The organism is Pedobacter vanadiisoli, assembly GCF_042684385.1.
GTDB lineage: Bacteria > Bacteroidota > Bacteroidia > Sphingobacteriales > Sphingobacteriaceae > Pedobacter > Pedobacter vanadiisoli.
On the sequence record NZ_JBHULL010000040.1, the window covers coordinates 1 to 13307 of the forward strand.

The following is a 13307-nucleotide window of genomic DNA, read 5'->3' on the forward strand; positions in this document are numbered from 1 at the left end:
ATGAGTATATTAGTTATTATAACAATAAAAGGATAAGATTGAACTTAAATGGAATGAGCCCGGTTGAATACCGGGCACAAGTCTTAAATAATTAATAAGTTTGTCCAACTTTTTGGGGGCAGTCCAAAAGAATGTGGACTGCACAAAAAATATTGGCCACCTCAGTTACCTGATCAAGTGGGTTAATTTAGTATTGTTGGTTTAAACCTCGCAGATTTTAAAAACCTGCGAGGTCTGATTTATTAATCTTTAGTCAATTCGCCGCGTAACGATTCTTCCATCAGTTTACAGCTTTCTTCAACTGATAAACCTATGCCCATTACAAACATCAGCTTGGTTACGGTAGCTTCGAAAGTTAAATCATAACCACTTAAAACGCCCATTTTTAACAGTTCTCTACTGGTTTCGTAGCGGCCAAGCTGTACCGAGCCTTTTTTGCACTGCGAAATGTCGATAATGATTTTTCCATTTAAAATGGCCTGATGCAAGCTATCTAAAAACCATTGTGCTGTAGTGGTGTTGCCAGAGCCAAAAGTTTCCAAAATAATGGCATCTACTTTAGAGTCGGTAATGGCCTGAACAGCCTGCGGGGTAATTCCCGGATACAATTTAAGTACACCTATATTCGAATTAAAATTGGTATGCAATTTTAATTCACCCCCTTTAGCTTTCAAGATATAATTTCTGTGGAACTGCAGGTGCACCCCAGCCTCGGCAAGTACCGGGTAATTTGGCGAACGGAAAGCTTCAAACTTTTCGCTATTGTATTTTATAGATCGGTTACCCCTAAATAATTGTGCATCAAAATAAATGCAAACCTCCGGGAATAATGCTTTGCCATCTTCTTTGGTTGCGGCAATTTCCAATGCAGTAATCAAATTTTCTTTGGCATCGGTCCTGATTTCTCCGATAGGCAGCTGCGATCCGGTTAAAACAACAGGTTTATCCAGGTTTTCGAGCATAAAACTCAGTGCCGAAGCAGTGAAGGCCATGGTATCAGATCCATGCAAAATCACAAAACCATCGTATTGATCATATTTATGGTAAATAAGCTCGGCCAATGTTTTCCATATTTCAGGATCCATGTTTGATGAATCCAACACCGGATTAAAAGAGTGTACATCTAACTGGTAATCTAATCGGCCCAGTTCCGGAACGTTTTCTTGTATCTGCTCGAAATTAAACGGAACCAACATCCCGTTTGTAGGATCGTTAACCATACCGATGGTGCCACCGGTATAGATTATAAGTATTTTGGTCATTTGGTTTAGTGAAGGTTGCTCAATACAAAGAAACTAAAAATTTACAAATGACCAGGCGATATTTTCAAATTAACAACAAAAAAGCTAAAAAACATTAATATTTTACCAAAATAACAAAATTATAGCCAGTATTTTGCAATACAAGAAATTAACACACAGATATTATACTGGAGATGCCTCAGCAGATTTCTCCATTACGCTCAGCTTCAGTTGAAATGACAAATGGCCGAAACCGAACTAATGACTTCAGACTTAGAACTTCGCACTCAATTCTAAACTCCAAATATCTTTTTCGAATTTCCGGTAGTTATTGCTGCTATTTCTTCAATAGAAATGCTGTAAATATCAGATAGTTTTTGTGCGATATAAATCAGGTAACTGCTCTCATTGGGTTTACCACGAAAAGGAACAGGGGCCAAATAAGGAGAATCTGTTTCTAAAACCAGGTTAGTTAAAGGAACATCTGCCAATACCAGATCCAGGCCTGCTTTTTTATAGGTTACCACACCGCCAATGCCAAGGTAGAAATTCAGATCAATAGCCTGTTTTGCCTGGGCTAAATTTCCGGTGAAACAATGAAATATCCCCCTTAATTTCTCGTCTCTTTCACTTTCCAACAGCTCAAAAACTTCATCAAAAGCTTCCCTGCAATGAATTACAATCGGCAAACCCAACGCTTTTGCCCAGCCAATCTGTTTACGAAAAGCATCTTGCTGGATTTCAAGAGTGGTTTTATCCCAGTACAAATCGATCCCGATTTCACCAATGGCATAAATTTTCCGCCCGGCAATGCTTTTATATATTTCGTCCAACAGCGCCAGGTAATCTTCCTTTACATCGCAGGGATGCAGGCCCGCCATTGCAAAACAGTTTTCAGGATATTTCGCCACCAGGTCATCAATCATGGCGATTGATTTTACGTCAACATTAGGCAAAAACAAGCGGTTCACATTGTTTTCAAAACAACGTTCCATTAACTGAGCCTGTTTCTCGGCATCCTGCTCGTAATATAAATGGGTATGGGTATCTGTGAAAAGCATTTTTTGATGTATGATGGATGATGGACTTTAAATGCGTCCTTCGACAGGCTCAGGATGACAAATTGGTTATAACTTATGCTTTTAGTACTACTTTTTCTTTTTAGCTGTGCTTTTCTTAGGCGTTTTAACTTCTGACTCCGGACTTCCGACTGCGGACTCTAGACTTCCGACTTGGGACTGAGGATTCCATTCCATTTCCTTTTTCAAAAACTTTCCGGTTAGGCTAATCGGGTTCTGGATCAAACCTTCGGGTGTACCTTCAAACAAAATCCGTCCGCCGCCAGCGCCACCTTCTTCCCCTAAATCGATTACCCAATCGGCAACTTTAACCACATCTAAATTATGTTCGATCACCAAAATGGTATTCCCCTTATCAACCAGCTCTTGTAATACACCCAAAAGCACGTTAATATCTTCGAAATGAAGCCCGGTAGTTGGTTCATCCAAAATATAAAAGGTTTTTCCGGTATCTTTTTTGGAAAGTTCGGTAGCCAGTTTTACACGTTGTGCCTCGCCACCCGATAAAGTAACTGACGATTGTCCCAAAGTGATATAACCTAAACCAACATCTTTTAAGGTTTTGATCTTTCTATAAATGATCGGGATATTTTCGAAAAAAGCACAGGCATCTTCAATACTCATATCCAACACGTCGCTGATTGATTTTCCACGGAAACGCACTTCTAAAGTCTCCCTGTTGTACCTTCTTCCGCCACACTCTTCGCAAGGTACCTGAACATCAGGCAAGAAGTTCATTTCAATTACCTTTAAGCCTGCTCCCTGACAGGTTTCGCAGCGGCCACCCTTTACGTTGAAAGAGAAACGGCCGGGTTTGTAACCACGGATTTTTGCTTCAGGCAACTGAACAAATAAATTCCTGATATCGGAGAAAACTCCGGTATAGGTAGAAGGATTGGAACGTGGTGTTCTGCCAATCGGTGCCTGATCTATCTCGATTACCTTATCGATCTCTTTTAAGCCATTGATTTTTTCGTAAGGCAAAGGTGTTTTTTTGGCCCTGAAGAAATGGTGATTTAAGATCGGGTATAAAGTTTCGGTAATTAAGCTCGATTTACCACTCCCCGAAACGCCGGTTACGGCAATAAATTTACCCAAAGGAAAATCTACCGAAACCTCTTTTAAATTATGTCCGGTGGCTTTAATCAGCGATAGTTTATGCCCATTGCCTTTTCTTCTGGTTTTTGGTATTTCTATGCCTTTTTTACCGTTCAGATAATCAGCGGTCAGGGTATTCGATTTCAGGATCTGTGCAGCTGTTCCTTCGGCAACAACCGTACCGCCATGAATACCGGCACCTGGCCCTACATCAATTACCCAATCGGCCTCCAAAATCATATCCTTATCATGTTCTACCACTAGAACGGTATTTCCAAGATCCCGCAGGTTTTTAAGGGCATTGATCAACCGTTCATTATCGCGCTGGTGCAAACCGATACTTGGCTCATCGAGAATGTACATCACGTTCATCAGCTGCGAACCGATCTGTGTGGCTAAACGGATGCGCTGTGCCTCGCCTCCCGAAAGCGTACGTGCAGTCCGGTCTAAAGTTAAATAGGTTAAACCCACATCGGTTAGAAAGCCGATCCTCGCTTTAATCTCTTTTAAAATTTCTTTGGCAATAATATTCTGACGGTCAGACAAACGTTCATCAACTTTTTCGAACCATTGATGAAGATTGTTAATATCCATCGATGAAAGCTCGAAAATGTTCTTGCCGTCGACTTTAAAATGCAAACTTTCTTTTTTCAACCGGGCGCCATGGCATTCCGGACAGGTTTTCAGCTTTCTGAACTCGTCCATATCGTCAGATGCCGATTCGCTTCGCTTCTCGTTCTGCTCTTCGAGCATTTTAATTATCCCATCGAAAGTGATATTATAATTCTGGACGTTCCATTTATTGTATTCAACTTCAACCTTAATCAGATCTGGCGAACCATTTAAAATGATGTCGATCACTTCATCGCTTAATTTTTCAATTGGTGTAGAAAGCGAGAAACTGTATTTCTTGGCCAGCGCTTTTAGTACCTGGAACATCCAGATATCGCGGTACTCGCCCAATGGCGCCAAACCACCATTTAAAATACTCAGTTTCGGGTTTGGGATCACTGATTCTTTATCGACCACGAAAATATAGCCTAAACCGTCGCAACGTTCACAGGCACCATAAGGCGAGTTGAAAGAAAAACTGTTGGGCTGAGGCTCATCATAAGAAATACCCGTGGTTGGGCACATCAAAAATTTACTGAAATGTGCCACATTATTATCCTTATCGCTGATTTTGATAACGCCTTTGCCCATTTTCATCGCAGTTTGCAATGAATCAAGCAGGCGTTTCTTATCTTTTACATCGATAATCAGGCGATCGATCACCACTTCAATATCGTGGATTTTATACCGGTCTACCTGCATTTTAGCCGTAATATCCTTAATCTCTCCATCTACGCGAACTTTTACATACCCCTGTTTACGGATCTGCTCAAAAAGTTCCCGGTAATGCCCCTTCCTGCCTTTGACAACCGGTGCAAGGATATTTACGGCAAGCCCATCAAATTTGTTAAAAATATTCTGCAGGATCTGATCTTCGCTCATGCGTTCCATTTTCTCGCCGGTGTTGTAAGAATAAGCATCAGCAACACGCGCATAAAGCAAACGCATAAAATCATAAATTTCGGTAATGGTTCCCACGGTAGAACGCGGGTTTTTACTGGTCGTTTTCTGCTCAATGGCAATAACCGGACTTAAACCGGAAACTTTATCTACATCGGGACGTTCCATTCCGCCCATAAACTGACGGCTATAGGCGCTGAAGGTTTCCATATAACGGCGCTGTCCCTCCGCATAAATGGTATCAAAAGCCAGGGAAGATTTACCGCTTCCGCTCAGCCCCGTAATGACCACCATTTCGTTACGCGGAAAACGAACGTCTATATTCTTTAAATTATGTACCCTCGCACCGTATACTTCAACATCCTTTTGCTCACCGAGGTCGATAGATTTATTGCTCATATTTATTAAAAATTGTGGATGGAACCAAGCTTTAGAAAAGACCGGATTTCAATCCGCAAAAATGCTAAAAATTTTATCAAAAAGAAAGTCTAATGCAATCTGTATTAAGGATTAAATGTCATAATATAAAAGCCATCTTCCGAAATAAAGTTTTGGCTTTTTCCAATAGCCTAAACGTTGTGAAACAGGTAATGGTTTTGTATTTTTAGAGAATGTATTTTTTTGAAAATCGCTTGATGGATGAATATAAATTTATCTTTTGGTGATCAAAAGATAAGATAATTGTCCTAAGTGGTTAATTATATATAAAAATGATTGGCTTATAATCTCAAAGTACAATAATGAATGAAAAAAATGTCGGACACAACTTGCCCGACATACATTTTAATTTTCCTTGAATTAGTTATAGACTAAAATTATCATTTAACCACTTCTTAATATTCGCATGACTTCTTATTGTTCCCGGAAGTTTGTCACGCAGTACATTCTCTAATTTGTTTAGGGTAGCCTGACTAGTCCATCCTTTGTCATCCATATACCTATTGAGAAAAGGAAGGACTTCATATCCTTCATGTCTATCAAGAAGTACATTGTCGGGGAAACCCGTAATTTTAGCATTGTCGTTTTCCGCAGAAGCCGTCCAAGAGTACGTGAGTTTTAAATCACTCTTTTTAAAATTTGCCATGTTATTGTTTTAAATTGATATGCTCGAAAATATCCTCTCTTAACAATAAAACTCTACGGGAAACCGGAATATAAGAATTATTCTGAGTTGATTCTCTTACACTTAAATCGGTCTTCTTCACTTAGATACAGGATGAATGACGACATCTAGATTCATTAACCATTTAACAGATCTCTCGGCTCCGTTATTCTCCGCTCGAGATGACGATGCAACGATGAACCACTCTAATCAATGAGCCCGTAAACAATTGAACCAATGACCAATGAACAACCTTACCACACTATTGTTGTTCCATTCTCGGTGGGATGACCGGTGCAAACCAACACCCTGCCCCTTTCTAATTCATCATCAGTAAGCACTTCATTATAATCCATCCTCACGCCACCTTTCGTGCAATTGGCTGCACAGGTACTGCACACCCCCCCACGGCAGCTATACGGAAGTTTGATTTTATTTTCGAGCGCAACATCCAGAATTCTCTTTGGCCAAGGAATATCAAGGTGATACGTTTCGCCTTGAAAATGCAGTACAACCGAATAGTTATTTTTATCGACAACTTTTTCAGAGCTATCATCTTCATCAACCTCATCTTCGGGCAATACAAAAGTTTCTCTTTTGATCTGTTTAATATCAAACCCCATGCCCAATAAGGTAATGCGGCATAAATCCATATAAATTATTGGCCCACAGCTATAAAATAGCGCATCATTCCGATTGAAATGCAAATGTTCCTTAATTAATTTTTCAATATAGAACTTGTTCAGCCTGGCCGTCATCAGGTTTTTGCTGTTGCTAAAAACCCAGACAATTTTTAGCCTTTCGGGATATTTTAGCTGCCATTCGATCAACTCATCATAAAACAGGGTTTCTTCTTTCGATCTGTTACTGTATATCAATGTAATCAACGATTTTTTCTCACGCACCAAAGCCGTTTTCATAATGGAGAACAAAGGCGTAATACCTACCCCGGCGGCAAAAAGAAAAAGATCGCGTTCTAAATTTTCTTCCGGGATATAGCTGAATAGTCCTTGTGGCTCCTGGGCAAAAAGAATATCGTTCACCGAAGTCTTATGATGCAAAAACCTCGAAATTTCACCATTCTCTACGCGCTTTACGGTAATAGCCAAAGGTTCGTCCACATCAGGCGAACTGTTAAACGAATACGATCTTCTGATCTCTTGGTGCGCACCCTGAAAAACCAACGACAGAAACTGCCCCGCCAAATACCTGGGATATTGCCCATCTATTTCCTCAAATTGAAAGGTAATGTTATCGCCAGGCTGGTTGATGATTTTATTGATCCGCAGTTTGAACATAATACAAAGAAAGGAAATTGGTTTATTAGTTCAGTTGTTCATTGGTCATTTGTTCATTGGTTAGCATGGTGTAGAATTTCACGCACATTAAACTAAAAATTGCCAACTGGAAATTGTTCATTGGTTCATTGGTCATTTGTTTATTGGTAACCGCAAATTGCCAACTGGAACCGTTAGCTAGCGTGGTGCAAAAAATGAATCTGGGAAATCACTTTTCCAAAAAAAAGCGTCCCGATTATGAAACCGGGACGCTTTACCAAATGCTTGTCTTTATCTTAATTTTATTATCCGCCGTTATAGGCCAATAATACTCTCGGTTTGTTGTAACCGTAACGTTTCGGATGCTCCATAATCTGTTTCATCGAAATTACCTTGTAAACATAGCCACCGGTTTCGCGGTTCAGCTTCATTTTGTAGTAATTGTCCTGATTTTGATTATTGATCTGCTTGCGCAGGCGTCCGTCGCCAACATTGTAGGCCGCAGCCACCAATGTCCAGCTTTCTAAACCCTTATACATTTCCTTAATGTATTTGCAGGCTGCAATGGTTGATTTGCGCAGGTTATAACGCTCATCAACATTTCCATTCACTCTTAATCCATAGGTACGGGCTGTTCCCGGCATAAACTGCCAGATTCCGGCTGCACCTTTTGGCGAAGTCCCTTCAGTCATTCCAGATTCGACCAAAGCCAAATACTTGAAATCGTTCGGAATACCATAAGCGGCAAGTATCGGTTCGATAATCGGGAACCATTTTGCTGCTTTTTGGTGCAAAAGATTGGTTTGTGTGTTCTTGTAAGTGTGTGCGGCCAAGATTTTTCTCATTTTTCTTTCCACCCTTTTATCGCCTAAAGGCAGGGTTTCGTCCGCGAAATTTAACTGGGCCATTAAAGTAAGAGGTTTCGCAACGTCTTCAACTTTTGTGCTATCAGTTTTTGTTATTGTAGAGCTTAATTTTTCTTCCTTAAAAAGACTTTTTTTCGTTAAGGGCATTTGGTAAGTGAACACTTTTGCCAAGATAAATAGTGTTGCCACTACTGAAAATGGTACGATGTGTTTCTTTAACATTCTCCTCCTTTTTTTGGTGAAACTTAAATAAAAACGTCGGCAAAGCTAAAAAATAATAAGCACACTATCAAATAGTTACAAAAATAAGCGTAAAAAACAGCCTCTAAAGTGCTTTAAACGCAGATTTTAAATTTTGATTTTTGATCATATTTTATTATTTTAGAGGCTATTTTTTTATCCAATTTTTCCGGTTTTAAAATTGTTATGTTCAGCATTTTTTCATAAATTTGCAGCCCGCATTTTTAATGCGTTAAAAGCGTATCATGATAAATAAAAACAACAGGAACAGTCGGGATGACAAGTCCAAACCAGGCAGTCGGAGAACGGAAGGCAAAAGTAGCTCAGCCGGATCCGACAGAAAAAGATCAGGCGACAAAGACAATAAATTCAAAAAATCATCCGATTCAAAAGAAGACTTCAGACCCAGAAGCACAGACGGTAAAGATTTCAGATCAAAATCGTTCGGAGATAAAAAAGATTTCAAACCAAGATCAGGCGGTCGTGATTTCAAATCAAAAGATTCGGAACCACAGGGTTTCAAATTTGGTGATCGTGAGTTCAAATCAAAAGATTCTGCAGATGACCGTGGTTTTAAATCGAGAGATTACAAATCAAAAAGCGGTGGCAGGGATTTTAAAGCAAGAGAAAGTGGCAGAGATTATAAACCAAGAACAGGAGAACGCGATTTCAGATCTAAGGATGGAGATTCGCGCGATTTTAAACCGAGAGAGGGCGGTTATAAAGATTACAAATCAAGGGGAAAATCAGACTTCAGGCCAAGTGCAGGAAGTTCTAGAGATGTAAAACCCAGGGAGCAAAAGGATGGCGATACCCGTCCGTTCAGAAAACGCGAGGAGCTGAAACAGCGGGATACAGAATTTAACCGCCCGCAGCGCACAGTTGTTGCGCCAGCCCGTAAAACCAATGAAGATAAAGGCTTAATCCGCCTAAACCGATATATTTCAAATGCAGGGATCTGCTCACGCCGTAAGGCTGATGAACTGATTACTGCAGGTATTATTACCGTAAATGGTGAAGCTGTAACTGAACTGGGCTATAAAGTAGACCCGGCGAAAGACCTGGTACGCTACAACGGTGAACTATTGAAACGGGAGAAAAAGGTTTACGTTTTATTGAATAAACCAAAAGATTACATCACCACTACCGACGATCCGCAGGAACGCCGTACGGTAATGCAATTGGTTGATAAAGCGAGCCGCGAACGCATTTATCCGGTGGGCCGTTTAGATCGAAATACGACCGGTTTATTACTGATGACGAATGATGGTGATTTAGCTGATAAATTATCACACCCTAAAAACGGAATTACCAAAATCTATAATGTTGAATTAAACAAGGCTTTATCACAGGGCGATTTAAATAAAATTGCCTTTGGTTTAGAGCTTGAAGACGGCCTGATCAAACCCGATAACATTTCATATGTAGCCGGTGGAACGAAAAAAGAAATCGGCATCCAGATCCATAGTGGAAAAAACAGGATTGTACGTCGTATTTTCGAACATTTGGGATATAATGTAGAAAAATTAGACCGCGTAGTGTACGGCAATTTAACCAAAAAAGACCTGCCACGTGGCAGATGGCGTTATCTTGAAGAACATGAACTGGTTCAGATTAAGCATTTAATTAAATAAGACATGAAAGCAGCCAATTGGCTGCTTTTTTTATTGAACATAGAAGAGGTTGTCATTCTGAACGCAGTAAAGAATCCTTATTCAATGAGAGTCAAACACCTAACTTCTAGTGACCAAAGATCAATTTAGTCATCAACCATCTGCGCAAATCAAGAAAAGATTCTTCACTGCGTTCAGAAGGACAGTTATCTCTTTTACATTAAAATTTTCTCATATTTGTTAAAATCAAGATCATCTTTTCATGAAAAAAATCAGTTCCTTGTTTATACTCACCATACTATCCGGTTTAACATTTGCACAAAAAAACAATTACAACCTTATTATTGGCACTTACACTGCACCCGGAAAAAGCGAGGGGATTTATACCTATAACTTTAATTCTGCAACAGCTGCTACAACACTAAAAAGCATTACCAAAAACACCGCAAATCCGAGTTATGTAACCGTTTCCCCTGATCAGAAATTCATCTATGCGGTTAATGAAACAGGAGCAACAAGTACCGTTAGCGCGTTTAAATATGATGCAGCCAGCGGCAATTTAACTTTTCTGAATAAGGTTGATAGCCACGGTGCCGATCCATGTTTTATTACAGTAGATACCAAAAATGTAATCGTGGCCAATTATAGCGGAGGCAGCCTGGCTGTATTCCCGCGCAAAGCCGACGGTTCTTTAACCGAAGCCATCCAGGTAATCAAACATACCGGGAAAAGCATTGATCCTAAAGGCCGGCAGGAAAGCGCCCATGTACACATGGCCATATTTACACCAGATCATAAGTATTTAATTGTTAACGACCTTGGTGAAGATCAAACTTATATTTATAACTACAACCCGGCGGCAAAAGAAAAAATATTAACCGTAAAATCGGTTCTTAAAACCCATGCAGGTACTGGTCCGAGACACATTACCTTTAGTCCGAATGGAAAATTCGCCTATTTAGCGCACGAATTTAATGGCAGCATTACCGCTTTTGCCTATACCAATGGCAACTTAACAAAGCTACAGGAAATCGGTACCACACCGGAAAATTTCACCGGCAGAATTGATGGAGCAGACATCCATATTTCTGCCGATGGCAAATTCTTATACGAAACGAACCGTGGTGATGCAAACAGCATCTCTGCTTTCTCAATTTTACCTGACGGGAAACTCAAATTCATAGAAACGGTAAGCACATTGGGTAAAGGCCCCAGAAACTTCAGTATTGACCCAACAGGCAAGTTTTTATTGATCGGACATCAGTACAGCAATGATGTGGTTATTTTTAACCGCGATAAAACAACAGGAAAATTAACCGACAGTGGCAAAAGGATTGAAGTTGGGGCTCCGGTTTGTTTAGTTTTTAATTAAGCACCAAAATAAAGCCATGGAAAATTTCGATTGGACCACATTCACAATCAGAATTGCCATTAAAGCAAAACTTGATGAGATCTACAATGCCTGGACACAGGCCAGCGAAATTGAAAAATGGTTTTTAAGTGATGCTTCATTCTCTGATGAAAATGATGTTCTGTTGAGCAAAACACAAAATATACTTAGAGGCGACCGGTATAAATGGACCTGGTACCTTTATGATGATATAGAGAATGGCACCATCACCAAAGCGAACGGTAAAGATCAGCTCCAGTTCACTTTTGCAGGCGATTGCCTGGTTGATATTAAACTCCGGGAAGAATTCGAATACATTGTGGTAGAACTTACCCAAAAAAACATCCCTGAAGATGAGAATTCTAAAAGAAATATCCGCTTAGGCTGCCACAACGGGTGGAGTTTCTACCTGGTCAATTTAAAGTCTGTTTACGAAGGTGGCTTTGATTTAAGAAACAAGGATAACCGTTTTAAACCCATGTTGAATAATTAGAAAGTAATAGGTTGATTTTTAGTTACGAACTAGTTAAATTGCATGATAGATACTGAAATAAATTCAGTACGACGGATTAATAAAACAAATTCGTTAGGAAAAACTAGGATTTGATCGTCACCCTGAACTTGTTTCAGGGTCTAACATGAAAGTACTTATCATAACAAAAAGATGGAACGAGGTGGCTGTGTTTACATTTTAACCAATTATACCCATACCGTCCTTTACATTGGCGTTACCTCAGAATTATATTTCAGAATAGTAGAACACAAAGAGAAAGAGCATCCGAATTCATTTACCGCCAAGTACAATTGCAGTAAACTTGTTTATTACGAACAATTTGATTCTATAGAAGAAGCCATCGCAAAAGAAAAGCAATTAAAAAACTGGAAAAGAGCCTGGAAGATAAATCTTATTAACAAAAACAATCCTTACTGGAGTGATCTGTTTGACACTTTACAGGATGATTAAGTTTTTTGTGATTAGTACTAATGACAGTCATGATAGATGCTGAAATAAATTCAGCATGACGGAAATGAATCGGGTAAGCTCATTACATCAAAGTAAAAGTCCCTCAAGATCGTCGCCCTGAACTTGTTTCAGGGTCTGATGACAAAGAAAATCAAATGATAGTTGCCGACCACGTTAAATATTAAACCATTAAAAAAACAATAAAAACGGCTAATAAAATAAATTCAGCGTGACGACATGGCAAATACTTAAACAAAAAAGTTCCCGATTTTCATCGGGAACTTTTTAAATATATTTATCAATTGCATTAAGCAGGTTCTGCTACCCTTGCTACATTACGGTAAGGGAATTCGTTAAAGATGTGTCTGCGGGCGAAACGACCCGGCGAATCAGCATTTACCAGCTTAATGTAAATTGCTCTTGGCACATCAAAATATTCGTAAGCACTTCCATCAAAAAACTGGATATTTAAAACAGATTGTTTGTATTCGAAATCCTGGATATTAGACAAAGTTGTGGTTTGTGTATAAGCTTCGATATGCTGTTCGCGTGTTTCAGGTGCAATGCTCACTAAGAAATGGTAAGCTTCTATAATCTCCTTACTTCTTGCTTCTGCTTCCAGCTTCTCTTCTTCCTGCTGAAATTTATCGGGATGACAATCTTTCATCAGCGTACGGTATACCGATTTAAGCTCTTTTAATTCAGCATTTTTATCTACGTTCAAAAGCTTTCTATAATCAACTATTTTCTTCATTGGGCTAACCTTTTTAATTTAGGTGAAACTATTTTAGAATTTTCAATCTGCCAAAACCGTTTCGAGCCGCAAAGATACGATTTATAATCATTTGATTTTGAGAAAGTTTTGTTTTGACAAATATTATCAAAACAGAAGAAATATTAACCACAGATGCGTACAGGTCAATAC

12 protein-coding genes are annotated in these 13307 nt (G+C 39.4%); 5 read left to right on the forward strand and 7 right to left on the reverse strand.

The genetic code is table 11. The features are described from left to right. Positions 1-95 (forward strand): IS3 family transposase (locus ACFSR6_RS19065; protein WP_379073649.1); only part of this gene is annotated, 95 nt, incomplete at its 5' end. Positions 96-242: 147 nt separating this feature from the next. On the opposite strand, the gene ACFSR6_RS19070 is transcribed toward ACFSR6_RS19065, so the two are convergent. The 6 genes from ACFSR6_RS19070 to ACFSR6_RS19095 form a co-directional block, all read right to left on the reverse strand. Beyond that, positions 243-1262 (reverse strand): asparaginase, encoded by a 1020-nt coding sequence (locus ACFSR6_RS19070; protein WP_379081830.1) that lies wholly within the window; start codon positions 1260-1262, stop codon positions 243-245. 272 nt (positions 1263-1534) lie between these two features. After that, on the reverse strand, positions 1535-2302 hold the full coding sequence (locus tag ACFSR6_RS19075) for a TatD family hydrolase (protein WP_379081832.1): 768 nt from the start codon (positions 2300-2302) through the stop codon (positions 1535-1537). 87 nt (positions 2303-2389) lie between these two features. Continuing rightward, entirely contained in the window at positions 2390-5329 is a 2940-nt protein-coding gene (gene uvrA, locus ACFSR6_RS19080) for an excinuclease ABC subunit UvrA (RefSeq protein WP_379081834.1), read from the reverse strand. A gap of 403 nt (positions 5330-5732) precedes the next feature. Next, a complete protein-coding gene (locus ACFSR6_RS19085) occupies positions 5733-6014 on the reverse strand; it encodes a hypothetical protein (protein WP_379081836.1) in 282 nt (93 codons plus the stop codon). 272 nt (positions 6015-6286) lie between these two features. Next, positions 6287-7330: a 2Fe-2S iron-sulfur cluster-binding protein gene (locus tag ACFSR6_RS19090; RefSeq protein WP_379081837.1), complete on the reverse strand. Its 1044-nt coding sequence runs from the start codon at positions 7328-7330 to the stop codon at positions 6287-6289. Positions 7331-7614: 284 nt separating this feature from the next. Next, positions 7615-8397: a lytic transglycosylase domain-containing protein gene (locus tag ACFSR6_RS19095; RefSeq protein WP_379081839.1), complete on the reverse strand. Its 783-nt coding sequence runs from the start codon at positions 8395-8397 to the stop codon at positions 7615-7617. A gap of 263 nt (positions 8398-8660) precedes the next feature. Between ACFSR6_RS19095 and ACFSR6_RS19100 the strand changes: the two genes are divergently transcribed. The 4 genes from ACFSR6_RS19100 to ACFSR6_RS19115 all read left to right on the forward strand — a co-directional run bounded on the left by ACFSR6_RS19100 (position 8661) and on the right by ACFSR6_RS19115 (position 12382). Next, the gene (locus ACFSR6_RS19100; protein WP_379081841.1) at positions 8661-10049 is read left to right on the forward strand and encodes a pseudouridine synthase; all 1389 of its coding nucleotides are present in this window, start codon (positions 8661-8663) and stop codon (positions 10047-10049) included. 241 nt (positions 10050-10290) lie between these two features. Further along, entirely contained in the window at positions 10291-11400 is a 1110-nt protein-coding gene (locus ACFSR6_RS19105) for a lactonase family protein (protein WP_379081843.1), read from the forward strand. Positions 11401-11416: 16 nt separating this feature from the next. Then, positions 11417-11911 (forward strand): SRPBCC family protein, encoded by a 495-nt coding sequence (locus tag ACFSR6_RS19110; RefSeq protein ID WP_379081845.1) that lies wholly within the window; start codon positions 11417-11419, stop codon positions 11909-11911. Positions 11912-12082: 171 nt separating this feature from the next. Continuing rightward, positions 12083-12382, forward strand: coding sequence for a GIY-YIG nuclease family protein (locus ACFSR6_RS19115; RefSeq protein ID WP_379081847.1), 300 nt, complete (start codon positions 12083-12085; stop codon positions 12380-12382). A 307-nt stretch (positions 12383-12689) separates the two neighbouring features. On the opposite strand, the gene ACFSR6_RS19120 is transcribed toward ACFSR6_RS19115, so the two are convergent. After that, positions 12690-13136, reverse strand: a complete 447-nt coding sequence (locus ACFSR6_RS19120) for a KTSC domain-containing protein (protein ID WP_379081849.1) — start codon at positions 13134-13136, stop codon at positions 12690-12692. Between the last annotated feature and the right edge of the window lie 171 nt (positions 13137-13307).

What these genes read in the sequence shown, in the direction of transcription:
- ACFSR6_RS19105 (WP_379081843.1), top strand. Translation starts at nt 10,291, where the DNA reads ATGAAAAAAATCAGTTCCTTGTTTATACTCACCATACTATCCGGTTTA.
- ACFSR6_RS19070 (WP_379081830.1), bottom strand. Translation starts at nt 1,262, where the DNA reads ATGACCAAAATACTTATAATCTATACCGGTGGCACCATCGGTATGGTT.
- ACFSR6_RS19120 (WP_379081849.1), bottom strand. Translation starts at nt 13,136, where the DNA reads ATGAAGAAAATAGTTGATTATAGAAAGCTTTTGAACGTAGATAAAAAT.
- ACFSR6_RS19115 (WP_379081847.1), top strand. Translation starts at nt 12,083, where the DNA reads ATGGAACGAGGTGGCTGTGTTTACATTTTAACCAATTATACCCATACC.
- ACFSR6_RS19075 (WP_379081832.1), bottom strand. Translation starts at nt 2,302, where the DNA reads ATGCTTTTCACAGATACCCATACCCATTTATATTACGAGCAGGATGCC.
- ACFSR6_RS19095 (WP_379081839.1), bottom strand. Translation starts at nt 8,397, where the DNA reads ATGTTAAAGAAACACATCGTACCATTTTCAGTAGTGGCAACACTATTT.
- ACFSR6_RS19085 (WP_379081836.1), bottom strand. Translation starts at nt 6,014, where the DNA reads ATGGCAAATTTTAAAAAGAGTGATTTAAAACTCACGTACTCTTGGACG.
- ACFSR6_RS19110 (WP_379081845.1), top strand. Translation starts at nt 11,417, where the DNA reads ATGGAAAATTTCGATTGGACCACATTCACAATCAGAATTGCCATTAAA.
- ACFSR6_RS19100 (WP_379081841.1), top strand. Translation starts at nt 8,661, where the DNA reads ATGATAAATAAAAACAACAGGAACAGTCGGGATGACAAGTCCAAACCA.
- ACFSR6_RS19090 (WP_379081837.1), bottom strand. Translation starts at nt 7,330, where the DNA reads ATGTTCAAACTGCGGATCAATAAAATCATCAACCAGCCTGGCGATAAC.
- uvrA (WP_379081834.1), bottom strand. Translation starts at nt 5,329, where the DNA reads ATGAGCAATAAATCTATCGACCTCGGTGAGCAAAAGGATGTTGAAGTA.